This window comes from Pseudomarimonas arenosa, assembly GCF_014841215.1.
Classification (GTDB): domain Bacteria; phylum Pseudomonadota; class Gammaproteobacteria; order Xanthomonadales; family Xanthomonadaceae; genus Pseudomarimonas; species Pseudomarimonas arenosa.
In genome coordinates this window covers 137,893-163,269 of the sequence record NZ_JACYTR010000003.1, presented here as the reverse complement: position 1 = coordinate 163,269, position 25,377 = coordinate 137,893, and the positions used below count along the sequence as shown (strand labels likewise).

Here is a 25,377-nt window from a genome sequence, read left to right as displayed (position 1 = left end):
CCCATCCTACGGGCCACGGCGAGCCCGCATGTGTCATACCCATCGGTAGTGAGGTCGCAGTGAGGCGTATGAGAAACGCGGGCTAAAACCAGCCCCAAAGCGCTATGCAGGCGATCGTATTCCATCCGGCGTGGGCCACGATGCAGGCGGTGAGTCGACCGCCGCGCCATAGGTACAGCAAGGTCATGGTGAGGCCGCCGTAGAGGCTGGTGTCGATCATGCCGGCCCAGCCTTGATAACCATGCAATGCGGCGAAAAACACGATGACGAAGGCGCTGGCGAGGATGATGGCCAGGCGGCCGGAGCCGAACAGTCGGCGCAAGACGTTAAGCAGAAAGCCGCGAAAGAACAGCTCCTCACTGAGGGAGCCCGCCCAGGCCAAGGCAATGAAAGCGAGCAGCCCCGGCACGCTGTGACCCAGCTGAGCCACATTGGCCACTACATCGCTGCGCTCGGCGCCGCCGGTGGCCGGGATGATGAGCCCGAACTGCAACACCGCAAACACGGCGGCGACGGCGAAACCGATGGCTGCATCGGCGCGCCAATGCGCGCGTCTGAGGCCGATGTCGGCCAACGTCCAGCCGGGGATGCGTAGCGCCAGCCATACCGCCAGTGGGCCGAGCACGAGTTGAATGGCGGCGACGATGGCGAAGGTGAGGCCGACCAGTTCCAAGCCCAGGGCGACCGTCGGCACGACGTGCGACAGGACAGTCGCAGCAAGCCAGAGCACGCAGCCGACGATGAATGCAATGAAGCAGCGCATTCGGGTGGCGGGTGGCAAAGCATTGAGACCCATGGGTGGAGCAACCCGTCTTGGTGAGCGACGATGGTGATTCAATGCACCGCTGCTGGCCTGTGCCAATGGTCGTGGTGCGTATTGATGACTCGACTTTGGCTAGCGGATGAGTGCGTGCTTGGCTGGGTCCGATTTCTGAACAGATGATTTCACCGGATGTTGCTGCGGTTGTAACTCATCGACAGGTTCAGAGTACGGCGGCCACTGATGAAGCCCCCTCTCCCCAACCCCTCTCCCGCGAGGGGAGAGGGGCTTTGTCGGCGTGACGGAAGCGTTGATGGGCTTGGGCCACAGGCCCACCACTCCCCACGACAACGCCCCTCCGTAGGGTGGGCCTGTGGCCCACCACTCTGCACTCAGACTCAGGAGACGCCGCGCATGATCAAACCCGGCGTTATGGGGCAAACCCTGGCGGGCGCTGGTGATGGAACGTGTTGAGTTGCTGCAGACTACGCGCGGCGGTGATCAACCTCCCTTCATCGAAAGCATTGGCGATGAGGCAGATGCCGGTGGGCAGGTTATTGGCGCCGATGCCGTGGGGCACGAAGATCGAGGGGTGGCCGGTGAGGTTGGTGATCAGGGATTGGTCGTTGGCCCAGCACGGGCTGAACACCACGTCGAAGTCGGCCAGCATTCGGTTGATCTGCTGCACGAGACGTAGACGCAAGCGGTTGGCTTGCAGGTATTCGACGGCGGGGATGAAGCGCGCGGCGCGGAATACGTTGGGCCAGGCATGCTTGATCTGTCGCACCATGGTGTCGTCCTGGCCGGAGCGGGTGAGCGTATCGAAGGCGGCGGCGGCTTCGGCACTGAGGATGAAGGCGAGCGCATCGGCCGGGAATTCGGGCAGCGACACCGCCTGCAGTTTCACTCCGGAGGCTTGCAGGGCGGCGAGCAGCCGCTGGTCGTTTTGTTGGGCGAGGCGGCCGGCCTGTTCATCTTCGTTGTCGTAGGGCGACTCGAAATCCTGCTTCAGGTACGCGAGCTTGAGATCGGCGATGGCGAGTTGTGGGTCGTACGCAAAGCCGGCTGGCTGCACGCTGAGATCTTTGCCATCGGGGCCACGAATGGCATCCAGCACCATGGCGCAGTCTTCAGCGTAGCGGCAGATGGGCCCGACCTTATCCATTGACCAGGCCAGAGCCATGGCGCCACTGCGGCTGACCCGTCCAAAGGTGGGACGCAGCCCGGTGACGCCGCTCTTCAAGGATGGCGAGACGATGGAACCCCATGTTTCGGTGCCGATAGCGAACGGGAAGAATCCTGCTGCCACGCCCGCCGCCGACCCAGCCGAGGAACCACTGGTGCCTTGCTCTGGGTTCCATGGCGTGCGGGTTTTGCCGCCGTACCAGACGTCGCCCCAGGCCAGTGCGCCGACGCTACTCTTAGCTATCAGTACCGCTCCGGCGGCTTGCAGACGTTGCACCACGGTGGCGTTGGATTCGATCCGCTGATTCTTGTACGGCATTGCGCCCCAGGTGGTGGGATAGCCCTCGACTGCGAACAGATCCTTCAGGCCGTAGGGAATGCCTTGCAGCGGGCCACGATCGATGCCGGCGGCAAACTCGGCATCGGCCTGCTTTGCTTGCTGCAGCGCCAGCGGCTCGGTGACCGTGATGAGGGCATGCAGCTCGGCATCGTAACGACGGATGCGATCGAGACAGATCGTGGTCAGCTCGACTGAGGTGAGCTGACCGCTGCGCAGCAGTACGCCGAGTTCCGCCACCGACAAGAAGGGCAGTTCATCGTTGTTGGCAGGCCGTTGGATGTCGTCGGGTTGAGACCAGCCAGGTGTCAGCGAAACGGCGGGCGGGCTGAACCCCGGTGTGAAGACAAGAGCCGGCGCCAGATCGTTGGGCAGATCGAAGCCGTGCAAGGCATCGAAAGCAGCGCGCTGCTCGCGCACCGCATCCAGCATCAGCTCGCGCTCGGCCGAGTTCATTGGCACGCCCATGATGGCTTCCGCAGCGGCTATGTCTTCTATGTTTGGTCGCTCCGGCGCAGCGCAGGCGCAGAGCAGGAAGCAGATCAGCAAGCCGCTGCGTTTCATGTTCGAGCCTTGCTTGAAAGCCTCGATACTGCTCCAGGTGGTGGGTGAAAATCAAAAAGGGTGGCTGGATGAAGACGCCCCCTTAACTACAGGGTGCGCCTTGGACGCACTACTGCCCTGCTCTCGCCCGCCCCATACCGGGCAGCGTTTGTTGGTTCGCGAATATACAGCAGCGGTTGAGAGCGAACAGGTGTGGGCTTCAAGCCTGGCGATGAATGATGAGTGACGGGTGTGGGTGGTGGATGGTGGGCCACAGGCCCACCCTACGACACTGGGCCGCGTTTGCTGGTTCGCGAATGAACAGCAGCGGTTGAGAGCGAACAGGTGTGGGCTTCAAGCCTGGCGATGAATGATGAGTCACGGGTGTGGGTGGTGAATGGTGGGCCACAGGCCCACCCTACGACACTCGCCCGCCCAACACCGGGCAGCGCTTGTTGGTTCGCGAATATACAGCAGCGGTTGAGAGCGAACAGGTGTGGGCTTCAAGCCTGGCGATGAATGATGAGTGACAGCTGGTAGGCCACAGGCCTGTCGTGCATCGTATCTCTCCGAACCTCAGGGCTATTCGGCACCCCAGGGCGCTGGCGGTGGATCGATGGGTTGGGTGAGATCGAACTCGACCTGGAACAGGCGACCGCCGGGGCGCGAGAGTTCGTACAGGAATCGCTTGCCGGGCTCTATCTCCATGGCCCAGGTATTGGTGGTCGAGACGTTTCTGCCCTCGGCTTCGAACAGCGCAATCGACTCGGCATCGACCGGGAATTCCTGCCGACTCGTGGTGCCTGCGCTGGCGGTGTCGCCGCCGTACAGGGTGGTGGCATCGGGCGAACCGTCCTCATGTCGGTGATCGTGCTTCAGTCGCAAACCGGTCTGGGTTCGGGTAAGCACCCAGGTGCGCGAGCGATCTTCGCCGACATGGAAGGGAATCCGCAGCTCAGCGTCATCGCAGCTGCGCACATGCATGATCAGCGACTTGCCCACGAAGGGATCATCGCCGTTGGGCGGCGGTTGGTCGGCGATGATCCGGCCGACATAGGCCCGGCCGCAGTGCTGGCGGATGGCGTCCAGGAAAGTGTCGACCGCTTGAACAGTGGGTTCCACCGTCGGCTGCTCGGCAACAGCAGGGGCAGCCGTGGTGGGCGACGGAGCGTTGGATTGGCCGCAGGCGGCGAGCAGGAAGGCGGTGGCGAGTGTGGTCGCCGGCAAGAGTGAGGTTTTCATGGGGTAGCAAACTACCTTTGCCTGGCAGGTGGCGGCAAGTGCTGTGATGTGCTGCGGCTGAACGCACCGATCAGACGCCATTCGACACTCAGGCCCTCTCCATGAACCGATGGGGTAACGTGTTGATTCGCCGGCGCCGCGCTTGCTCCCCTACCCAGAAACCTCGCTACGCGAGGCCCCTGGGCAGGCAAAGATCGGCTCCCTAACCCCACCCCAGCCCTCCCCGAACATCGGGGAGGGAGTTCCGGGGCACCAGCCGGCGCGCGAAAATCAGTGCGCATCGATCTCTCCCCTCGCGGGAGAGAGGGGGAAAAGGGACGAAGTGAAGATCCCCCTCACCCCAACTCCTCTCCCGCCAGGGGAGAGGGGCTTTAAATCGCTTCAGATCAAGGACCGCGTGCGGATTGCGAAGCAAAACTCCGGGCAACCGACGTTCGGCGCTCTGGCGACCGATCCCGCAGACTTGTAGGGTGGGCCTGTGGCCCACCATCGTGGAGCCAATGGTGGGCCACAGGCCCACCCTACATCTGCGCGGAATGCAGAAACCAGGAGTTTCGACCAGTTCCATCAGGTCGATCCAATCTTGGATTGGGTCATCGGACAGCGAAGCTCGATACTGAACACCGCCCTCGCCCGCCAGCGGGCAAAGGGGCTGGTCCTTTTGATCTTCACCAACCTGATCAACCAACCGCGACAAAACTACATATTCCGCCGGTACTCGCCGCCCACCTCGTACAGTGCGTGACTGATCTGGCCGAGGCTGTGGGTTTTCACCGCTTCCATCAGGGCGGCGAACACGTTTTCGCGGCGGCGGGCGGTGTTTTGCAGGAAGTGAAGTCCCGGCATGCTCTTCCCCCTCTCCCCCTGCCCCTCTCCCGCCAGGGGCGAGGGGAGTGCTACGGCGTTGCGGTTTTGCTGATAGGCCTGCACGTTGTGGATCTGTGCGCCCTTTTCTTCCGGCGTCGAGCGGATCAATTCGATCTCGGTAACGATGTCGCCAGCGTGCTCTTTCGGCAGGAAGGTGTTGACTCCGATCAGCGGCAGTGAACCGTCGTGCTTCTTGTGCTCGTAGTACAGGCTTTCTTCCTGGATCTTGCCGCGCTGGTACATGGTGTCCATCGCGCCGAGCACGCCGCCGCGTTCGCTGATCGCCTCGAATTCCTTGTACACCGCTTCTTCGACGATGTCGGTGAGCTTGTCGACGATGAAACTGCCCTGCCACGGGTTCTCGCAGAAATTGAGGCCCAGTTCCTTGTTGATGATCATCTGGATGGCGACTGCGCGACGCACCGATTCTTCGGTGGGCGTGGTGATGGCTTCGTCATAAGCATTGGTATGCAGGCTGTTGCAGTTATCGAACAGGGCGTACAGGGCCTGCAGGGTGGTGCGGATATCGTTGAACTGGATCTCCTGGGCATGCAGCGAGCGACCGGAGGTCTGGATGTGGTACTTCATCATCTGGCTGCGCTCGTTGGCGCCGTAGCGCTCACGCATGGCGCGCGCCCAGATGCGGCGGGCGACCCGACCGATCACGGTGTATTCGGGGTCCATGCCATTGCTGAAGAAGAAACTGAGGTTGGGCGCGAAATCATCGATATTCATCCCGCGCGCCAGATAGTATTCAACGATGGTGAAACCGTTGGATAAGGTGAAGGCGAGCTGGCTGATCGGGTTGGCACCGGCTTCGGCGATGTGGTAGCCGGAGATACTCACCGAGTAGAAGTTGCGCACCTTCTTGTCGACGAAGTACTGCTGGATATCGCCCATCATGCGCAGGGCGAACTCGGTGCTGAAGATGCAGGTGTTTTGCGCCTGATCCTCTTTCAGGATGTCGGCCTGCACGGTGCCACGCACCGTGCGCAGGGTTTCTTCCTTGATCTTGGCGTACACCTCGGGCTCCAGCAGCTGATCACCGGTGACGCCGAGCAAGCCCAGGCCCAGCCCTTCATTGCCGGTGGGCAGCGGGCCGCTGTATTCGGGACGCTTCTTGTCCTTGAAGAAGGCCTCCATGTCGTCGTGCGCCTTGTCCCAGCGCGCCTGATCGGCGCGCAGGTATTTCTCCACCTGCTGATCAATCGCGGTGTTCATGAACATGGCGAGGATGATCGGCGCTGGACCATTGATGGTCATCGATACCGACGTGGTCGGCGCGCAGAGATCGAAGCCGGAATACAGCTTCTTCATATCATCCAGGGTGGCGATCGAGACACCGGAGTTGCCGATCTTGCCGTAGATATCCGGCCGCTCGGCCGGGTCTTCACCGTACAGGGTGACGCTGTCGAAGGCGGTCGACAGTCGCGCGGCTGGCAGACCCTGGCTCAGATAGTGGAAGCGACGGTTGGTGCGCTCGGGGTGCCCTTCTCCGGCAAACATGCGGATCGGGTCTTCGCCACTGCGGCGATACGGATACACGCCGCCGGTATACGGGTAGTAGCCGGGCAGGTTTTCCTTGCCGAGGAATACCAGCAGTTCGCCCCAGCTCTTGTAAGTGGGTGCGGCAATCTTGGGTACGTGTTGATGCGACAGCGACTCGCGGTAGTTTTCGACCCGGATCGTCTTATCCCGCACCTTGTACTCGTTCACCTCCTCGGTAATCGACTTCAGTCGCGCCGGCCATTCGCGCAGCGCCTTGAGGTTTTCGCTGGTTAAGGACTGGACGGCGTCGTTGTAGCGTTGGCGCAGGGTGAGCAGGGTGCGGTCGACGCCGTGTCGCAGGGCGGGCCCTGGCCCGCCGTTCTTGGTGTCGTCGACATCCGAATGGCGGGCTACGAGTTGGTCGTCGTTGTACAAATCCAAGGCTTTCGGCAATGCCTGGTCACCCAGATCCTTCAGGCTCTGCCAATAGCTTTGCGCTCGATCAGCCACCTCGGCCTGGGTTTCGATCGCCTTGTTGATCGCCCTGCCCTGCTCGGCAATCTCGGCCAGGTAGCGCACTCGGGCGCCGGGGATCAGCACGGTGGCGCGCGGTTCTCTTAGTGAGGTGTCGATGTCGGGGTTGAAGTCACAGTGGGCGGCCTTGGCTTGGTGTTTCTCGCGCAGCAGGCGACAGAAGTTACTGAACATCCAGCTTACGCCGGGGTCATTGAACTGACTGGCAATGGTGGGGTACACCGGCACGTCTTCGTCCTTCATGCTGAAGGCGGTGCGGTTGCGCTTCCATTGCTTGCGCACGTCGCGCAGCGCATCTTCTGCACCGCGCTTGTCGAACTTGTTCAACACCACCAGTTCGGCAAAATCGAGCATGTCGATCTTCTCCAGCTGGCTGGCGGCGCCGTAATCACTGGTCATGACATAGGTCGGAAAATCCACCAGGTCGACGATTTCCGAATCGCTCTGACCTATACCGGCCGTTTCGACAATGATCAGGTCATAACCGACCGCCTTCATAAAGGCGATACAGTCCTTCAGCACCACATTGGTGGCGACATGCTGACGCCGAGTCGCCATCGAACGCATGAATACCCGCTTGGAGCGCAGCGAGTTCATCCGGATGCGATCGCCAAGCAAGGCCCCACCGGTGCGGCGCCGAGTCGGATCAACCGCAACCACCCCAATACGCATCTCCGGGAAGTGCTGCAGGAAGCGGTTGATCAACTCGTCGGTGACACTGGATTTTCCCGCGCCGCCGGTGCCGGTAATTCCCACCACTGGGGTGGTGGGAATTCGTGATTGGTGATTGGTGATTGGTGATTGGTGAGAGCTTTGGCTTTCCCAGCCCTTGCGGAGCAGGGCTAGCTCAGACTCGCTGAATGCGCCGTCTTCAATGGCGCTCAAGACTCGACCGATGCCGATTTCGTCCTCGATACCGGGCACGCTGGCTTTTGACGAATCACGAATCACGAATGACGAATCACGCGCCGCGCTTGCGCGGCGCACCACATCCTCAATCATCGCCACCAGCCCCATATGCATGCCGTCATTGGGGTGGTAGATGCGTTCGACGCCGTAGTCTTGCAGTTCGCGGATTTCTTCCGGGGTGATGGTGCCGCCACCGCCGCCGAACACGCGGATATGGCTGGCGCCGCGTTCCTTCAGCATGTCGACCATGTACTTGAAGTACTCAACATGACCGCCCTGGTAGCTGGAAAGGGCAATCGCGTCGGCGTCTTCCTGCAGGGCAGCGCGAACCACATCTTCCACCGAACGGTTGTGACCGAGGTGGATCACTTCGGCGCCTTGGCCCTGAATCAGCCGACGCATGATATTGATTGCTGCGTCGTGGCCATCGAACAGGCTGGCGGCCGTGACGAAGCGCAGCGGCGTGGTGTCGGCGGTGTTCTCCGGCAGAACGGTGGCGGCGGTCGTGCTCATGCGTGGCTCCAGGCGAGTGAACGGGGCTTCGCCAGAATGGCGAGGCAGCAGGCCATTATAGCGGGCGGGCGTGAACACGCTCCCGTACGCCAGCGTACAGGCAGAAGGGAGGCCCACAGCACTTAGCTGGTCATTTCGCCACGAGACACCTTCCCCGCACGGCCTGACAAGGCTTTGCGTTGCGACGTAGGGGGCGATGGTGGGCCACAGGCCCACCCTACCGGCGACACCTGTCTGATGAGAGCGGCGCGTGGGCTCTCGTAGGGTGGGCGTGCCGCCCACCGGCCATGTCCCCGGCCAACGCGGCCGGAGCCAGAACCGCTACCGCGCAGCCGCAGCAAACAGCGCGGCCAAGGGCTGGCTCAGTTCGCTGCGAATCATCAGCAGTGCGCCTTTCGGCGAGCGAAACTCTTCGTGGTGGGCGCCGGGGCGGGCGAGCAGGAAGTCGCCGGGGCCGTATTCCTTGCCGCCCCAGATCAGCGAGCCTTCCATGATCAGGCATTCTTCTTCGGCGGTGTGGCGGTGCGGCGGGATGGATGCACCGGGTTCGAGGCGCCACAGGCTGGTTTGGGTTTTGCCCTCCCAATCAACACGCAGCGGGCGGATCTTCACCCCGGGGATAAAGGGGCGGAAGTCTTCGGCGCGATGGGGCACGATGGCATAAGGCGAGTCGTCGCAGTGCGCCATCACGCGGGCACGCAGGCGAGCCGCCCGCGCGGCGGGCAGTTCGACTGCGGTCTGGGCAGCCAGCAGCTGGGCCACCAGATCTTCGGGCAACACGGGCGCAGCCGGTCCTGGGCCCTGGGTGGGCCGGCGTTTCGCCTTGGGGGGAGTCATCCTCACCATTTTGCACACCGCGGGCGCGGGCGACGTTGTGGCAGTGCGCAATTTGCCGCTGCAACCACGATGCGGCTCTGCACGACGTGCTCCATCCGGCGGGCTGGGTTACTCATCAGCGCGGTCATGCCCCCGCTCCTGCAGAAACGACCTCATCGCCATCAGGCCGCGACGAACATGCGACTTGACGGTGCCCAAGGGCATCCCGGTGCGTTCGGCGACTTCCTGATGGCTCAAGCCTTCAAGAAAGGCCAACGCGACGCAGCGCTGTTGTTCGGGCTTCAAGATCGCAAACGCGTGGCGCACCAGCGATTGCGTTTCGAGTCCGGTGAGCAACTCCTGTGCGGGATCCCTTGCTACCTCATACGGCGCATCGGGATCGTCAGGATGCAGCGTGGTGTCAAGATCTGGACGGGCGCGACGTCGGCGCAGACGATCAATGGCCCGGCTATGGGCCAGGCGCAGCACCCAGGCAGCAACGCTGCCGCGGGCGCGATCAAAATCCGCCGCGCGCCGCCAGACCTGGGCAAACACATCGGCCACTGCCTCTTCGGCATCCTGTTCATTGCGCAGGATGCGCAAGGCGATGGCATACACCCGCGAGGAGAAGTGATCGAACAGGCAGGACAGTCCGACCTGCTCGCCGCGCAGCACCTGACTCAGCCAGAGCTGCGGCTGCTCAGCCTCGAGATCACTCGCGTCGAGCGTCATACAGTGGCTGTACTACTGGACAACATGCGTCAACGCGGCGGAACGATGTTGATGTCGGCTTCGAAATCGTAGTGGATGGTGGCCTGGGGCTGGCCCTTTTTGTCGCGGCTCACCAAACGCACCGGCAGGCCATTGTCCTTGCAAATGGCCAACTCGGCCTGGCTGGCGCCATCAATGCCCATGAACTTGCCGCTAGTGGAATAGCTATAGAGCTGGCTGCTGCAGCCATTGATCTCTTCCAGGCCGAGCTCAGTCACCTCGCCCATGCCACGAACACCTTCCTCCATCGCCGGCTTGCTGTAGGCCTGGATCATCTTGCTCATGTCCATCGGCATGTTCATCCATTGGCCGCCGGCATTCATCCAGGTGGCACCGGGCAGGATGATCATTTCGGTGTCTGGGTTCTTCATATGGAAATGGTCGGGCCATTTCACATCAATCTGCATGACATAGGGTTTTCCACGCACTTCGGTGGTGATCTCGGCGCGATAGGCGCCACGCTCGAACGCCTTGGTGTAGGCCGCCACCACGTCTTCCTTCGGCCCGGCCAGCGCAGTCGACGCGCCCAGCAGGGCAGCGAGACCAAACAAGCCTGCACACGCATTCAAGGTACCCATTCAAACGTCCCCAGCTGATGATCAAAATGCCCCGACGATGCGGCATTCAGGCCCACAGGACGGCGGCGACGCCGCGCATCCTGCTCGACAAATCAAACACTTAATAAATCCAACCCGCGAAAATCTTCGAGGTCGAACCGGTTCGATCCGCCCACATCCTAATTGCCGACCGAGACAAGCGCCAGCTCAGCTCGCCGGCTTGCCAATCACCATTGGCGGTCCCCGCACTGCCCCCTTGTCCGCCCTTTTCTGCACAAAACCCAACCGATCTGCCCCAAAAGGAGGATTCGCTAGAGCTAATGCTTTAAAATGCGCGCCGCCGAATCTCGGTTGAGGCTCGGTGCGGGGGGCGAATTGGCGTCTGGCGAAGGTTCGTCGGCCCATCAGCCCGGCTTGACCGATACGCCGCACGGCGAACCCCGCGAATTCACCCTCAAACTCTATCGCTTGGGAGCACAGGCCGCGCATCTGCATCGCGAATGCTCGACCTAACCTTTCCCTGGAGCCGTTCATGATCTTCGAAACCATCGGTCACACTGGCCACGAGCAAGTCGTTTTCTGCCACAACCGCGACGCCGGGCTGAAGGCCATCATCGCCATCCATAACTCGGTGTTGGGCCCTGCCCTGGGCGGTCTGCGCATGTGGTCGTACGCCACCGAGCAGGACGCGCTGAACGACGTGCTTCGCCTGTCGCGTGGCATGACCTTCAAGGCCGCCGTGGCCGGCCTGAATCTGGGCGGCGGCAAGGCGGTGATCATTGGTGATCCGAACAAGGACAAGAGCGAGGCTCTGTTCCGCGCCTTTGGCCGCTTTGTGAATTCGTTGAACGGCCGTTACATCACCGCCGAAGACGTCGGCATCGACGTCAACGACATGGAGTGGGTGCTGAAGGAAACCGAATACGTCACCGGTGTGCATCAGGTCCATGGCGGCTCGGGCGACCCCTCGCCGTTCACTGCCTACGGCACCATGCAGGGCCTGCTGGCGGCCCTTAACGTGCGCTTTGGCAACGAAGACGTGGGCAAGTACAGCTACGCCGTGCAGGGCGTCGGCCACGTCGGCATGGAGTACGTCAAGCTGCTGCGCGAGCACGGCGCCAAGGTGTTTGTCACCGACATCAACCAGGAAGCGGTGCAGCGCTGCGTCGATGAACTCGGCTGCGAAGCGGTTGGCCTGGATGAAATCTACGATTGCGACGTCGACGTCTACAGCCCCTGCGCCCTCGGCGGCACGGTGAATGAAAAGACCCTGCCGCGTCTGAAAGCCAAGATCATTTGCGGTGCTGCCAACAATCAGCTGGCCACCGACGAAATCGGCGAAGAAGTCGAGCGTCGCGGCATGCTGTACGCGCCGGACTACGCGGTGAACGCCGGCGGCCTGATGAACGTCTCGATCGAGTTTGACGGCTACAACCGCGAACGCGCCATGCGCATGATGCGCACCATCTATTACAACCTCGGCAAGATCTTCCAGATCTCCAAGCGCGACGGCATCCCCACCTTCAAGGCCGCCGACCGCATGGCCGAAGAGCGCATCGCCTCGATCGGCAAGATCAAGCTGCCGCACATGGGCAACTCGGCACCGCGCTTCCTGGGGCGCATGCGAGGCGCCTAACAGCCGTGATTCGTGATTCGGGATTCGTGATTCGTTAGAGGCGCGCGTCCCGAATCGCCTCGGCATCTCAATCTCCCGGATTTCGAAGGGTCGATCAGGCTGGTTTGCGCCGAACGCGCTAACCTTGCCTGAGGCGACCAATCACAAATCACCCATCACCAATCACGGCTCTCCCCAATGACCCCATTCCCTCTAGGCGACGATATCGATGCATTGCGCGATGCAGTGCGGCGGTTTGCAGACACTGAAATTGCTCCGCGTGCGGGGGCGATCGATGAGGCGAATGAGTTTCCGCAGGATCTTTGGCCCAAGCTGGGGGAGATGGGCTTGCTCGGCATCACCTTGCCGGGGGAGTACGGCGGTTCGGAGATGGGTTATCTGGCGCATCTGGTGGCGATGGAGGAAATCTCCCGCGCTTCGGGTTCGGTTGGCCTGAGTTACGGCGCGCACAGCAATCTCTGTGTTCAGAACCTGTACTACAACGCCAACGATGCCCAGCGGAAAAAGTATCTGCCCAAGCTGTGCAGCGGCGAGTGGAAGGGCGCGCTGGCAATGAGCGAGCCGGGCGCCGGCTCGGATGTGGTGGGCTCGATGAGCTGCCGCGCCGAGCTGAAGGACGGCGTGTGGATTGCCAATGGCAACAAGATGTGGATCACCAACGGGCCCGAGGCCGATGTGTTGGTGGTGTACATGCGCACCGCGCCAAAGGAGCAAGGCAGTCGGGCAATGACTGCCTTCATCATCGAACGTGGCATGAAGGGCTTCAGCACCGCGCAGAAGCTCGACAAGCTCGGCATGCGCGGCTCCAACACCTGCGAGCTGGTGTTCGAGAACTGCGAGATCCCCAATGAAAACGTGCTCGGAGAAGTGAACCAGGGCGTTAAGGTGCTGATGAGTGGCCTTAACACCGAGCGCTTGGTGTTGACCGGTGGTCCCTTGGGGCTGATGCAGGCTGCATTGGACATCTCCCTGCCCTACGCCCGCGAGCGCAAGCAGTTCGGTCAGGCGATTGGCCACTTCGAGCTGATGCAGGGCAAGCTGGCCGATATGTACACTGCGCTGCAGTCGGCCCGTGCTTACGCCTACATGGTGGCGATGGACTACGATCGCGGCGGACGTTCGCGCATTGATCCTGCCAGTTGCCTGCTGCAGGCCTCGGAGTCTGCTGTGCAGGTAACCTTGGAAGCCATCCAGACCCTGGGCGGCAATGGCTATATCAACGAGTACCCAACGGGACGTCTGCTTCGCGATGCCAAGCTGTACGCCATCGGCGCGGGCACCAACGAGATCCGGCGCATGCTGATTGGCCGTGAGTTGATGCTGGGCAAGTGAAGAGCAGTTGAAGACACTCAGTGTCAAAGTGTGAGCAATTTCACGCTTTCGATCGGTCGTCAAGAAAAAACGGATCGAGCTCGGTTTTCAGCGTTGACCGCGTGAGGCGATAGGCGCAGCTTTCCTCCTGGGGTCAATGGGGACGGACTGTGGACGATCTGCTTGCACTCGGCGACGATCCTGAGGAAAACATTGCCAGCGAGCCGCTGGCCCCGTGGAAGGTCCTGATCGTCGACGACGAACCCGAGGTACATTCGGTCACCAAGCTGGTGCTTGGCGGCTTTGCCTTCGAGAACCGGCCGCTGTTGTTTCTCTCAGCTTATTCCGGCGAACAGGGCCAGCAGGCTCTGCAAGACCACCCTGACATCGCCCTGATGCTGCTAGACGTGGTGATGGAAACCGATCACGCCGGGCTGGATCTTGCGCGCTGGACCCGCGACGAATTGAAGAATCACTTCATTCGCATCGTGCTGCGCACCGGCCAGCCCGGCCACGCGCCGGAGCAGCGTGTGACCACGGAATACGACATCAACGACTACAAGGAAAAGACCGACCTCACCACCCAGAAGCTCACCGCCACCGTGCGCGTGGCCTTGCGAGGCTATCGCGACATCATGGTGATCGAGCGCGCGCGCGATGGGCTGGAGCGAGTGATTCAGGCCTCGGCCTGCATCTTTTCACGCCAGCAGTCCGCCGAATTTGCTTCCGCCGTGCTGCTGCAACTGGGCAGCCTGGTCGGCCTCGAACGAGGCGCCTTTTACGTGCGGGTACCGCCACCGGAGCGGCCCGAACTGCGGCACTTCCCTGACACCGTTCGGGTGTCTGCCGCGACTGGCGAATTCGAGCGCTATCTGCCCAATGAGACCCAGCATCAAGCCCTGCCCGGCGAACTGCTGCATACCTTGCATGATGCTTTCGATGCGCGAACCCATGTGTTCAAGCGCGATCACTATGTTCTGCATTTCTCCGACTCACAGCACGGCGAAAGCCTGCTTTATGTGGGCGACGCCTGGAACATGACTCAGATGGACATGCGTCTGGTCGAACTGTTCTGCACCAATGTCACCATCGCCTACGAAAACCTGCATCTGAACCAGGAACTGTTCGAGTCGCAGCTTGAAATGATCTGCCTGCTCGCTGGCGCCGCGGAGACACGCTCAAAGGAGACAGCCAACCATGTCAAGCGTGTCGGTATGTTGGCGCAGGTTCTCGGTGAATTGCGCGGCCTTGATCCGCACACCTGCGAGGCGCTGCGTTTTGCCGCGCCGCTACACGACATAGGCAAGATTGGCGTTGCCGACTCGGTGCTCAACAAGCCCGGAAAGCACGATGAGGCTGAAATGGCCGCGATGCGCGAGCACTCCGTGATGGGCGCGCGCATGCTGGCCGAGTCGCGTCGGCCACTGATTCGAATGGCTGCCGACATCGCCGCGAGCCACCACGAGAACTGGGACGGTAGTGGCTATCCGAAAGGACTCCACGGTGAGCAGATTCCGTTGAGTGCCCGCATCGTCGCACTGGCCGACGTCTTCGACGCCCTCGGCAGCAAGCGCTGCTACAAGGAGCCCTGGTCGGACGAACAGATTCGAGCTCACATCCAGGAGCAAAGCGGGCTGAAGTTTGATCCGGGCCTGGTTGGGTTGGCGCTGGCGAACTGGGAACGCTTGACCGAGGTGCGCCTGCAGTTTCCCGACTGAGGGTTGGCAACCGTCAGACTTACTCAGCAGATTTCAGTTCCCGCGAACCCTCGCCCTGGTCCATGGCTGACGAAGCCCTGCAGTAGAACCTTCATTCCCGCGAAAAGCGTGGACATACGAACCACTGATTCTGCCCATCAACCAAGGGTAGCGTACCGTCACGGTCTGATGGCCACTATGGCGTCGTCTGCGGCTCGGGCTCTTCCTCGGGCATCGGCGCGATGACTGGCATCAGAATCTGAATCTCAACGCCCTGTCCGGGTGAGGAAGTGCAACTGATCGTTCCACCGATAGCCCGAGTCACCAGATTGTAGACAATGTGCATGCCAAGTCCGCTGCCGCCCTCACCGCGACGCGTGGTGAAGAATGGATCGAACACATGCTTGCGCACTTCCTCCGACATGCCTTGGCCGTTATCGATGTAACTCAGCTTGACCTTGGCGCCCTGTTGTTCCGCGCTGACGCGAATTTTACCGCCTGACTGCCATCCCGCAAACCCATGGTTAAGTGAGTTCTGCACCAGATTGGAGAGAATCTGATAGATCGCGCCTGGATAGCTCTCCATTTGTATACCTGTTGGAACATCCAGCACGACCTGATGATTGGCGCGGCGCAGACTCGGCGACAGCGAGGTGACGACTTCGTCGAGGTATTCCGCCAGGTCAATGGTCCGTCGCGCCTCGCTGGACTGGTCAACCGCCACCCGTTTGAAACTCTTCACCAGCTTGTCGGCCCGTAGCAGATTGCGCATGACCAGATCAGCACTCTCCCGCGCCGCCTCCATGAAGCGCTGCAAGGCACTTCGAGTGATGGAATTGCTGGCCAAAGCCGTCTCGAACTGAATGGTTGCCTCCTGTAGGTGGGAGGCCGCCGTCACGCCGATGCCGATCGGCGTATTGATCTCATGCGCGATGCCCGCCACCAGGCCACCGAGTGCTGCCATCTTTTCCTGTTCCACCAGCTGATCCTGGGCCATGCGCAGGTCGCCCAACGCCGACGACAGCTCCAGATTGGAGCGCATCAATTCTGAGGTGCGCTCGGCAACGCGGTCTTCCAGCTCGCGGTTCACCTCGCGCAGGGACTCCTGACTGGTCTTGAGCTCGGTGACATCACTGCTGGTACCGACCAGCACGCTGGCACGACCCTTATCATCACGTTCCAGCACCCGTCCGCGTGAGCGCAGCCACAGCCAATGGCCGTCCTCATGTCTGACCCGATAGGTCACATCCATGGTCTCGACTTCGCCAGCGATCAAAGCTCTCAACGCGCGGTTGGTTTCATCTCGATCCTGGGGATGCACCAAGGGCATCAGGCGGGATACCGGCACTGCCGGTTTACCCTGCATTTCGTGCACGTTGTGAATCGGGTTCTCGCGGTACATCAGCCCGCTGCCCAGTTCATAGCGCCATAGTTCATCCCCGGTGCCCCACAACGCCAGCTTCAATCGCTCCTGGCTCGCACGCTCGCTCCGCTGCGCCCGCAGACGATCGCGATGACGCAACAGGCCGACCGCCAGCATCCCCGCCATGGCAAGCGCCGCCAATGGCACCGCTATCAGGGCCAACCAGTCCATGGTCGTGCGAATCTGCATCACCCGTACCGGCAGCCGCAGCTCTTCGCCGACGGGCTCACCGTGACGCGAGACTCGGGCAAGGAACAGATAGTCACCGGCGGGCAGATTGGTATAGGCGGCAAAGCGTCGACGCGCCTCGGTGACACGCCATTCGCCATCCAGGCCCTCCAGCATGTACTCGTAGCGCAGCGTATCGGGCGAGGCGAAGGTCAGCGCTGTGAGGTCGATGAACACATCGTTGGCCTGAGTGTCGAGCACCAATTGCAGCCCGCCCTCGGCATCGCGTTGCAGCGGCGATTCACGCATCTGCGCCCGCTCGCCACCGGCGAGCCGAATATCGCTGATCTGCACGCGCGCCGGCGCTGGCGCCGGTTCGACCGCGGCAGGATCAAACAAGGTCAGGCCGCGCAGCCCGCCGAAACCAATCGTGCCGTCATCAAGCTTCACGCCAGAGCCTATGAAGTAGCCCGAAGCCTGGGCTCCTTCACGCGCGCCAAAATTGCGGATGCGGCCTGTGCTGGGCTGATAGCTGCTGATGCCGGCCGTGGAGGAAATCCACAGGGTGCCCTGCGCATCTTCGATGATTCGCCCGATCGCATCAGCCGAAAGCCCGTCGGCGCGATCCACACGATGAAACTGCAGGATCTGGTTTTCGGCATTACGCTCGGCACGATAAAAGCCGCCGCCCTGCGTACCCAACCACAGCTGATCCTGGCTATCTTCGAGAAAACAGGTCACCGCTGGGTGGCCCAACCCGTGGGGATTCGTCGGCTCGGCGGAGTATCGTGTAAACGTACTGTTAAGTGGGTCAAACAAAGCCATGCCGCTGAACCGAGTGCCTACCCAGATACCACCGCGCTGGCTCTCGCTCAGTGATTGCACTTCGTCACCCGGCAGACTGCGGGGGTTCTCCGGATCATGACGAAACCGCTCGAAGCGCGTGCAGCTGGCGCATAGCCGCGCCAGGCCGCCGCCGATCGAGGCCACCCAGAGGGTCTGTTCTGAGTCGACGATGAGGTCATACAGCTCACCGCCCGGTGCGTTCCAGCCACTGTCGTCGCCCTCGAAGAACCACTGGGTTGTTCCGTCGTGCGGATCGATCCGGGCAATTCCCAGCGCGCCCATCGCCAACCACAACTCGCCGTTGGCGCGCTGCACGGTTGAGCGGATCTGCAGCCGGCCCTCGGTGCCAGGAATACTGACTGGAATGCGTCTGACCACGCCTTTCTGCGGGTCGAGCAAGGCGAGCTCGGGCCGATCGTGCATGGTGACCCACAGTTGTCCGTTCTCGGCCGGGTTGACGTCGACTATCACCGTTCCGGGTAATGCCGTCGCGCTGTGTGGCGATGGGCGCGCGACCACAAAGGCTTCTGATCGTGGATCGTGCAAGCTGATGCCATTGACCCAGGTCCCTACCCAGATCAGACCCTCGCGATCTTCCATCAAGGCCTGCACGCGAGCAGCCGACAGGCCATCAACGGCACTGCTGTCACCTAGCCAGCGATGCAGCTCACCGGTTCGCAGATCGAGTCGATTCAAACCGGCAAAGGTGCCGATCCAGACGCGACCGCGCCGATCAAACAGCAGGGCACGCGCACCATCATGGCTGAGCCCCTGAGCTACTCCGAGTCGCTGATCAACATGACCAGTATCGGGATTCACCACCAGCACACCCGATTGCTCGGTAGCCACCCAGATCCGACCGTCCGGCCCAAACCGTGCATCGTGAGCGTCGACCGGCTGATTGTTCCAGCGGCTGAACACACGTCGGATCTCACCGCTGTCGGCATCCATCCACCACACGCCACCGGAGCCCGCCACCAGAACACCACGTTGCGCCTCGGAGCGAATCGCACGAATACTGCCCATTGCCGACCAGGCATCGCGATGCACATCGGTGATCACGCCGTCTGCGGCGCGGCGCTGCAGCTGACCGCCGAAGAATCCGATCCATAGGCCTCCGTGACTGTCGGCCAGCAGAGCACTGACAGATTCCGAGGCCAGACCATCGCCCAACCCGTCGCCACGATGCCAGCTGGTGAAGCGCTCGCTGACCGGATCCCACAGGCTGAGGCCACCGTTCTGCCCGCCCACCCAGAGCCCGCCATCCCCCGAACTCTCCACCGCCAGAATATGGTTGTCCGGCAAGGACAGCGGATCGCGGCTGTCAAAACGAAAGATGCGGATTTCGTAGCCGTCGTAGCGCGCCAGCCCATCCTGCGTGGCCAACCAGACGAAACCGAGGCTATCCTGACTCAGCGATCGTACGGTCGACTGCGGCAAGCCCTGGTCGACGCCAATATGACGAAACCTGACCGACTCGAAACCGGCATGATTCAAGGCCCAGAGGGGCGATGCCACAGCCAGCAGGCAGACCAGACACAGCCCTTTCAGACCCCAGAAGAAAGCGCTGCGCCGAAGGCCGAAAGCCGCCCGTCCACCCATCCGTGGCGCAAGCAAGCCTCCTGACGATCGTGGCCTCATGCTCAGAGGCTAGCGCCCCGCCCGGCCCCGCTCAAGCAATTGCGCCAAGATGCTGCAACAAGGCGCCCGCCCGCGGGGGCAGCTGAACGCCGCCATGACGCCAGGCTTGATAGCCGACCACCGCGTCCCCATACTTAGCACCGACAGTGGTTTTACGACCTGCGAGTTTCCGGGGGTGTCCTGGCTTCGACGGGGGTTGCAAAGTCGACTGGCGCATGCCGAGGGGGTAGCTTTCCTCGTAAATCCAGCTGCAAACAATCAGACGCCAACGACGACGTCTACGCTCTGGCCGCTTAAGGCCTAGCCCCGAACCCACTTGTGCCTGTGCTCGTGGATGTAGGGTCATTATCACGGGATAGTAGCCGGCGGCGACCCGCCAACCGGTAGCGAATCAAAGCGGGTATGTCTGACGGTGTGCTTCGCACGTTGTGTTGCCGTCAGCCGAGACCAAACAACGAGCTAAGCATGTAGTGCCGGAGATGGCGTGCCTTCGGACGGGGGTTCAACTCCCCCCACCTCCACCATCCCAAGAGGCCCGGAATTTCTCCGGGCCTTTTTTCTTGGCTCCGGGCCCCGCACCACGCGGACCTCTCGGCACTCGGCTTTCGGGTAGCCAGCGGCCCAAACCGGCGAAATCGCCCAAATCTGGCGCGCACCCAGTCTCTGTTCTCTGTTTGCCTTTCGGACGTCCGAAAGGCCGCCGCTCTACAAGTCAACCATTTGCAGCAGAGGGTTTGCCGTCAATCGTGCGGGGCACACGGGTGTTCGGCAAACCGTCCCAACCAGCAACCAAGTCGGATTCGCACCACCCTGCACTCTGCGCTGAACGGCTCGAATCGACCAAAGCGGTCATTCGGAAGGCACTCCGATCCCGACCAACATCTTCGACGCTTTGATCAATTGCTTCGGGGGGCGCCGGGCTAGCACGAGCTCTCATGCCGGCATACCGTAGTTCCTTTCGCAAAAGGAGGTTGCATGCACTGCGCGCTTTCACCCCTGAGGATCACCGCGACGACGCTGATGGCGCTTCTGAGCCTCAACGGTTCCGCCGCCGAGCCTGTCGTCGAGGCGGAACGGATCTTCCGAGAGTTTGCCGGGCAGAGTGGCGCACCCGGCATTTCGATCTCGGTGGGACGTTGTGACCGGATAGTCTGGTCCGACGGTTTCGGCTTCGCTGACATCGAGCAGCAGGTGCCCGTCGATCCAGCCGCAACCAAGTTCAGGACAGGAAGCGTCGCCAAGCCGATGACAGCGCTGGCACTGGCAAAGCTGGCCACCCAAGGCCGCCTGGATCTGGATGCCGCCGTCCATAGCCTTGTGCCGCATTTCCCGCACAAGGCGCACGCGTTCACCGTGCGCCAACTTGCCGCGCATCTGGCCGGCATACGCCATTACCGTGGGGATGAAGCCTACAGCCGCAATCGCTATTCCAGCGTGGATGAAGCGCTGGCCATCTTCAAGGACGACCCTCTCGTTGCCGTCCCAGGCGAGCAATGGAATTACTCATCGTACGGCTACAACCTCTTAAGCGCAGTTATCGAGTCCGCTTCGGGAAAGCCGTTCCTGACATACATGGAAGAAGCCATCCTCGCGCCGATTGGCATGCGTGACACCGTGCCTGATCATATCGACAGGATCATTCCCGGGCGTGGCAGATACTACGTTCGTCGGGGCGGCGTCGTGCACAACGAGCCCGAGGTCGACAACAGCAACAAGTGGGCGAGCGGCGGCTTCCTTTCGACGACAGACGATCTCGCTCGATTCGGCCTCGCTCACTTCGATGATCGACATGTGTCGGCATACATGCGAAACCTACTCTGGACCGAGCAGCGGACCGCCGACGGGGCGGGGAGCGGCTACGGCCTGGGTTGGCGAATAGTCTCGGACGCCGACGAAAACCGCTGGATCGGGCACGGCGGCGGTTCCATCGGTGGTACAAGCCAGTTCTGGCTGTTTCCCGGCGACCAACTCGTCATTGCTTCCGCCGCAAATCTGACCGAGCTCGACTACGGCACGCTTCTTCCGCAGCTCAGGGAACTCTTCATAAGCGTGCCGGCGGCTGAGCGTGAATGTCACCCGAAAGCTCGCGCGGTCGACACCAAGTGATCCACCGCCCGCACACGGGTTCGACCACTTGCGGCTGGCCGCTTCGTGGACTGAGCAGTGATTGGCGCCGTGCTCGCTGCCGAATCGCTCCGCAGTTAGAGCCGGCTCGATCTTCTAGCTCGCCCCAACCGCGTCGACCGGCGGCTTCTGGCCGATGCCAGTCTGCGCAAGCCAATCGAGCCACTCGTTCGCGCCAATGGGCGGAGTCGACCCGTTGCGGACCTTGCTCCGTTCACCGCAACGGACCTGCGACGGATTCTCATGATCCGATCAGCGTGCGCTTACACCCCGATCAGGCTCTCTGCTGGAATGCCCAGATTCCGGTGCAGGTTGCGAATCATTTGGACTGTGAGGGCGCGTTTGCGGTTGAGGACCTCATAGACGCGGTTGGGTTGTCCGATCGATGGAACCAAGTCTTTGACCGTCAGGCCCGCCTGTTCCATCCGGAAGCGGATCGCCTCGATGGGATCGGGGGCTTCGACGGGAAAGTGCTTGGCTTCGTACGCCTCGACCAGTGTGGCGAGAATTTCGAAGCGGTCACCTTCAATCGTGCCCGGGTCCGGCTCATCGTCGAAATACGCGGACAACTCGCGCAGTGCCTTCTTGTAGTCGCTTTCGGTGCGGATGGGATGGATGTTCATTGCTCCTCCACAGTGGCTGCGTCGATACGGTCGTACTCGGCATGCGTGCCGATGAATTTGATGTAGACGGCCTGGAAGCGGTAAGCCACCGCAACGATGAGCCGGTAATCATTGCCCTTGATGTTGAACACCACACGGTTGCGCCCGACAAAGCTGGCGCTGGCGTAGCGATCACGAATGTCCTGGGGCGTGGCCCACTCAGCATGCTTGGCTTCGTCGTACCAAGCCTTGAGGGGCTGTTCGGAGTCGGGATGGGACTCCCAAAAACTCCTCAAGGTGCTGACGGCGACGACCTTCATTGAATGCATGATAGTCCCATTTTGGGACTACGGCAAGAGCAGGGCTCCCGGCAAAGAAATTGGTCGAGATCGACCCGAAGCGGACGGTCGCGACAATCCTTCGCATCACGATTACGGACATTCGCCGAGTACGTGTGTCTTCTGCCCCTGAGGAGGGCTTGGACTCCACATCAACGTGCTACTCAATACCGAGGGGACGTCGCAGACTACCGAGGCCGGCCGTCGACGCCATCTAGCCGACGCCCACCGACGCCGATTGCCTGCTGGCATCGCGGTGGGCCTGCGGGCTGATGCCGCGGACGCGCTTGAACGCGGCGCTGAAGGCGTAGGGGGTGGCGTAGCCGACATGTTCGGCGACGGTCGTGACAGTCTGGTCGGGTTGGTTGAGGAGGTCGGCCGCCAGCGCCATGCGCCAATGCTTCAGAAAGGTCATCGGCGCTTCGCCAACCAGTTCTTGAAAACGCTTGGCGAAGGCGGCGCGCGAGGCACCAGAAGCTTGCGCCAGAAGGTCGACCGTCCAATGCTCCGCCGGCCGTTCGTGCATCAGTTTCAACGCCCGGTCCACGACCCGATCACCCTGATGTCGCCACCAATCCGGCCGAGTCGCATCCTGGCGTGCAAACCAGGTCTTGAGCACGGCTGTGACCAACAGATCAAGCAGGCGATCAAGAACCGCGGCCTGGCCGTTTTCGTCCTTGGTCACTTCCTCGCTCAACAGCGGAATCAACGGCGTGTCCCAGCTCTCGCCGGCAATCGACAGCGCCGGCGGCAGGGCGCGCAGCAGGCGGTCGCTGATATCGCTCAGGTGCTCATAGGCGCCCACGATGAACACGATTCGGCCGTTGGGGTCATTGCCCCAGGTGCGCACACCATGAGTCATCTCCTCAAGCATCGATTGGCCGTTGAGGTCGCGACATTCCTGGCCGGGATGAATGACGACCTGTGGTTGGGTCGAGCACGAGTCGGCGACGTTGTAGTGATCGGGTGCCCGAGTCAGGGCCACATCGCCTGGGGCCATGCGGATGGGCTCGCCCTGGTCCGGAAGAATCCAGAACTCCCCTTTGATCGCGGCGATCAGGGTCACCGGCGATTCGGCCTGTATGCGCAGCGACCAGGGTGGGGACATCACCGTGCGCAAGGCGAAGGCACCGCGCGCTCGGGGGGCATCAAGCAGGCCTGCCAGCGTGTCCATCACTCGATTGTAGACGAATGCGTATGAATTCGATTCACCGGCGCATGGCTCGAATCTAGTCGGCTTTCTAAAGTCGATGGCACGGGATTCAAGCGGCTCCTGCCTGCTAATCCGCCACCCAAATTCAGGAGATGGGAACATGCAACTGCACACTGGAAATGAATCGAACACAGGTATGAAGGTGCTGGTGATCGGCGGCACAGGCAAGACCGGCCGACGCGTGGCCGAGCGCTTGATAAACCGCGGTGTGGAAACTCGCGTCGTCTCTCGATCAACAAGCCCTGCTTTCGACTGGCACGACGAGGGGACCTGGGGCGCCGCACTGGACGGCATCTCGGCGGTGTACATCACCTTCGCTCCCGATCTGGCCGTTCCCGGTGCCACGGACCGCATTCAGGCGTTTGTCGATACGGCCGCAGCGGCCGGCGTAGACCGCCTCGTGCTGCTCTCCGGCCGGGGCGAGGAAGAGGCTCAGGCCTGCGAACGGATCGTTCAGGCCCAGGATCTGGAGTGGACGGTCGTTCGCGCCAGTTGGTTCATGCAAAACTTCTCGGAAGGCGAGTTTGCCGGCATGGTGCACGAAGGAATGTTGACCTTGCCGGCGGCCGACATCCCCGAGCCGTTCATTGACGTCAACGACATTGCAGATGTGGCTGTCGCGGCGCTGACTGAGCCCGGTCACGCGCACGAGATCTACGAGGTGACCGGGCCGCGTTTGCTGACTCTTGAGGAGTTGGCTGAGGAGTTGTCTCGACAGACCGGGCACTCGGTTCGTTTCCAGGCCATTCCGCAGGCCGACTTCGACGCCGCCCTGCTGGACTCCGGATTGCCCGAGGACATCCGCTGGCTCCTGAATTACCTCTTCTCCACCGTATTGGACGGCCGCAATGCCCATCTCTGCGATGGCGTGCAGCGTGCCCTCGGCCGTGAGCCGGCCGATTTCAGCGACTTCGTGGAACGCCAGCTTCAGCGAGGGACCTGGGCTAGAAACGATGCGGGAGTTGCCGCATGAGCGTGTTCGTCTCCATCTTGACCATTGCCGCGCTCCTGGGCGCGGCGCTGGTCGGCGGCATCTTCTTCGCTTTTTCGAACTTCATCATGCGGGCGCTGGCGTCAGTGCCGTCACCTGCCGGCTTGCAGGCCATGCAGTCGATCAATATCAAGGTGCTCAACCCCGGGTTTCTCGGGCTGTTCATGGGCACGGCCCTGATCTTCGTGGTGCTGGCTTCTGTCGCCTTGCTCGACTGGAGCGCGGCTCAAAGTCCTTACCTGCTTGGCGCTGCCGTGGCCTATCTCGGCGGCACCTGGGGGGTGACGGTGCGCGGCAACGTGCCGCTCAATGATCAGTTGGCGCGGCAGGCGCCCGAGGGGCCGGACTCGGAGCAGATCTGGAACGACTACGTCGAAGGCTGGACGCGCTTGAACTCCCAGCGAACCGGCGCGTCGATCCTCGCTGCCTTTCTGCTGCACATGGCCATTTGGCCGTGACTTTCAGTGCGCCGCGTCACTGGTGACCTCTATCGCCACAGACACGACGACAACGTACATCACCAGCACCAGCGCGGAACGAACCGCGTCTGCCAGCCAGCCGGCTCGACAAACGCAATGCACGGCGATTGTGAAGTGGGCAAGAAAGCATGGATGGGCGGCACGCGCGCAGCGACGCAGTCGCTGTGAAGCGCCCTCACGTGCGGGCAGGCTCGTCGTGTGCGTGTGGAACGGTACCGGACACGAGGGACTTGCAGTTTGAACAGGATGTTCAAACTGCACGCTGCCGAATCAATGATCCTCCTCCCGCTCAAAGCCGACAGCAGCAGCTACCATGCCCATGTCGATCTGCTGACCGGATGAGATTCGCCACTGGACGACGGGCGGACCGTTTCCAGATGCATCAT

Annotated in this window: 18 protein-coding genes and 1 other RNA gene; 8 read left to right on the top strand and 11 right to left on the bottom strand. The window is 61.8% G+C overall.

Annotated features, from left to right (window positions below):
- Nucleotides 1-82: 82 nt before the first annotated feature.
- Nucleotides 83-796: a CPBP family intramembrane glutamic endopeptidase gene (locus IFO71_RS02600; protein ID WP_192027965.1), complete on the bottom strand. Its 714-nt coding sequence runs from the start codon at nucleotides 794-796 to the stop codon at nucleotides 83-85.
- A gap of 394 nt (nucleotides 797-1,190) precedes the next feature.
- Nucleotides 1,191-2,750: an amidase gene (locus tag IFO71_RS02595; RefSeq protein WP_192027964.1), complete on the bottom strand. Its 1,560-nt coding sequence runs from the start codon at nucleotides 2,748-2,750 to the stop codon at nucleotides 1,191-1,193.
- A 19-nt stretch (nucleotides 2,751-2,769) separates the two neighbouring features.
- Between IFO71_RS02595 and IFO71_RS02590 the strand changes: the two genes are divergently transcribed.
- Nucleotides 2,770-3,072, top strand: coding sequence for a hypothetical protein (locus IFO71_RS02590; protein WP_192027963.1), 303 nt, complete (start codon nucleotides 2,770-2,772; stop codon nucleotides 3,070-3,072).
- 335 nt (nucleotides 3,073-3,407) lie between these two features.
- On the opposite strand, the gene IFO71_RS02585 is transcribed toward IFO71_RS02590, so the two are convergent.
- From IFO71_RS02585 to IFO71_RS02565, 5 genes are all read right to left on the bottom strand, one after another.
- A complete protein-coding gene (locus tag IFO71_RS02585; protein WP_192027962.1) occupies nucleotides 3,408-4,067 on the bottom strand; it encodes a hypothetical protein in 660 nt (219 codons plus the stop codon).
- Nucleotides 4,068-4,766: 699 nt separating this feature from the next.
- The gene (locus IFO71_RS02580; RefSeq protein WP_192027961.1) at nucleotides 4,767-8,378 is read right to left on the bottom strand and encodes a methylmalonyl-CoA mutase family protein; all 3,612 of its coding nucleotides are present in this window, start codon (nucleotides 8,376-8,378) and stop codon (nucleotides 4,767-4,769) included.
- A gap of 321 nt (nucleotides 8,379-8,699) precedes the next feature.
- Entirely contained in the window at nucleotides 8,700-9,140 is a 441-nt protein-coding gene (locus IFO71_RS02575; RefSeq protein WP_192027960.1) for a cupin domain-containing protein, read from the bottom strand.
- A 183-nt stretch (nucleotides 9,141-9,323) separates the two neighbouring features.
- A complete protein-coding gene (locus IFO71_RS02570) occupies nucleotides 9,324-9,926 on the bottom strand; it encodes a sigma-70 family RNA polymerase sigma factor (protein ID WP_192027959.1) in 603 nt (200 codons plus the stop codon).
- A gap of 29 nt (nucleotides 9,927-9,955) precedes the next feature.
- Entirely contained in the window at nucleotides 9,956-10,543 is a 588-nt protein-coding gene (locus tag IFO71_RS02565; RefSeq protein WP_192027958.1) for a hypothetical protein, read from the bottom strand.
- Nucleotides 10,544-11,054: 511 nt separating this feature from the next.
- On the opposite strand from IFO71_RS02565, the gene IFO71_RS02560 reads away from it, so the two are divergent.
- The 3 genes from IFO71_RS02560 (at nucleotide 11,055) to IFO71_RS02550 (ending at nucleotide 15,187) form a co-directional block, all read left to right on the top strand.
- Nucleotides 11,055-12,158: a Glu/Leu/Phe/Val dehydrogenase gene (locus IFO71_RS02560; protein WP_192027957.1), complete on the top strand. Its 1,104-nt coding sequence runs from the start codon at nucleotides 11,055-11,057 to the stop codon at nucleotides 12,156-12,158.
- 177 nt (nucleotides 12,159-12,335) lie between these two features.
- Nucleotides 12,336-13,490: an isovaleryl-CoA dehydrogenase gene (locus IFO71_RS02555; RefSeq protein ID WP_192027956.1), complete on the top strand. Its 1,155-nt coding sequence runs from the start codon at nucleotides 12,336-12,338 to the stop codon at nucleotides 13,488-13,490.
- Between the two features lie 149 nt (nucleotides 13,491-13,639).
- A complete protein-coding gene (locus tag IFO71_RS02550) occupies nucleotides 13,640-15,187 on the top strand; it encodes a DUF3369 domain-containing protein (protein WP_192027955.1) in 1,548 nt (515 codons plus the stop codon).
- A 175-nt stretch (nucleotides 15,188-15,362) separates the two neighbouring features.
- Here IFO71_RS02550 and IFO71_RS02545 read toward each other — a convergent pair whose 3' ends face one another.
- On the bottom strand, nucleotides 15,363-19,205 hold the full coding sequence (locus IFO71_RS02545; protein WP_192027954.1) for a two-component regulator propeller domain-containing protein: 3,843 nt from the start codon (nucleotides 19,203-19,205) through the stop codon (nucleotides 15,363-15,365).
- Nucleotides 19,206-19,415: 210 nt separating this feature from the next.
- On the opposite strand from IFO71_RS02545, the gene ssrA reads away from it, so the two are divergent.
- Both ssrA and IFO71_RS02535 read left to right on the top strand, forming a co-directional pair.
- Nucleotides 19,416-19,768: a transfer-messenger RNA gene (ssrA, locus tag IFO71_RS02540) on the top strand.
- A gap of 451 nt (nucleotides 19,769-20,219) precedes the next feature.
- On the top strand, nucleotides 20,220-21,350 hold the full coding sequence (locus IFO71_RS02535; protein ID WP_192027953.1) for a serine hydrolase domain-containing protein: 1,131 nt from the start codon (nucleotides 20,220-20,222) through the stop codon (nucleotides 21,348-21,350).
- A gap of 281 nt (nucleotides 21,351-21,631) precedes the next feature.
- Here the strand turns inward: IFO71_RS02535 and IFO71_RS02530 are convergent, their stop codons facing one another.
- The 3 genes from IFO71_RS02530 to IFO71_RS02520 all read right to left on the bottom strand — a co-directional run bounded on the left by IFO71_RS02530 (nucleotide 21,632) and on the right by IFO71_RS02520 (nucleotide 23,482).
- Nucleotides 21,632-21,991: a helix-turn-helix domain-containing protein gene (locus IFO71_RS02530; RefSeq protein WP_192027952.1), complete on the bottom strand. Its 360-nt coding sequence runs from the start codon at nucleotides 21,989-21,991 to the stop codon at nucleotides 21,632-21,634.
- The gene (locus IFO71_RS02525) at nucleotides 21,988-22,299 is read right to left on the bottom strand and encodes a type II toxin-antitoxin system HigB family toxin (protein WP_225444312.1); all 312 of its coding nucleotides are present in this window, start codon (nucleotides 22,297-22,299) and stop codon (nucleotides 21,988-21,990) included. The genes IFO71_RS02530 and IFO71_RS02525 overlap by 4 nt, the downstream gene beginning before the upstream one ends.
- A gap of 223 nt (nucleotides 22,300-22,522) precedes the next feature.
- The gene (locus IFO71_RS02520; RefSeq protein ID WP_192027951.1) at nucleotides 22,523-23,482 is read right to left on the bottom strand and encodes an AraC family transcriptional regulator; all 960 of its coding nucleotides are present in this window, start codon (nucleotides 23,480-23,482) and stop codon (nucleotides 22,523-22,525) included.
- A gap of 139 nt (nucleotides 23,483-23,621) precedes the next feature.
- Between IFO71_RS02520 and IFO71_RS02515 the strand changes: the two genes are divergently transcribed.
- On the top strand, nucleotides 23,622-24,494 hold the full coding sequence (locus IFO71_RS02515) for an SDR family oxidoreductase (protein WP_192027950.1): 873 nt from the start codon (nucleotides 23,622-23,624) through the stop codon (nucleotides 24,492-24,494).
- Nucleotides 24,491-24,970, top strand: a complete 480-nt coding sequence (locus tag IFO71_RS02510) for an anthrone oxygenase family protein (protein ID WP_192027949.1) — start codon at nucleotides 24,491-24,493, stop codon at nucleotides 24,968-24,970. The genes IFO71_RS02515 and IFO71_RS02510 overlap by 4 nt, the downstream gene beginning before the upstream one ends.
- Nucleotides 24,971-25,377 lie beyond the last annotated feature (407 nt).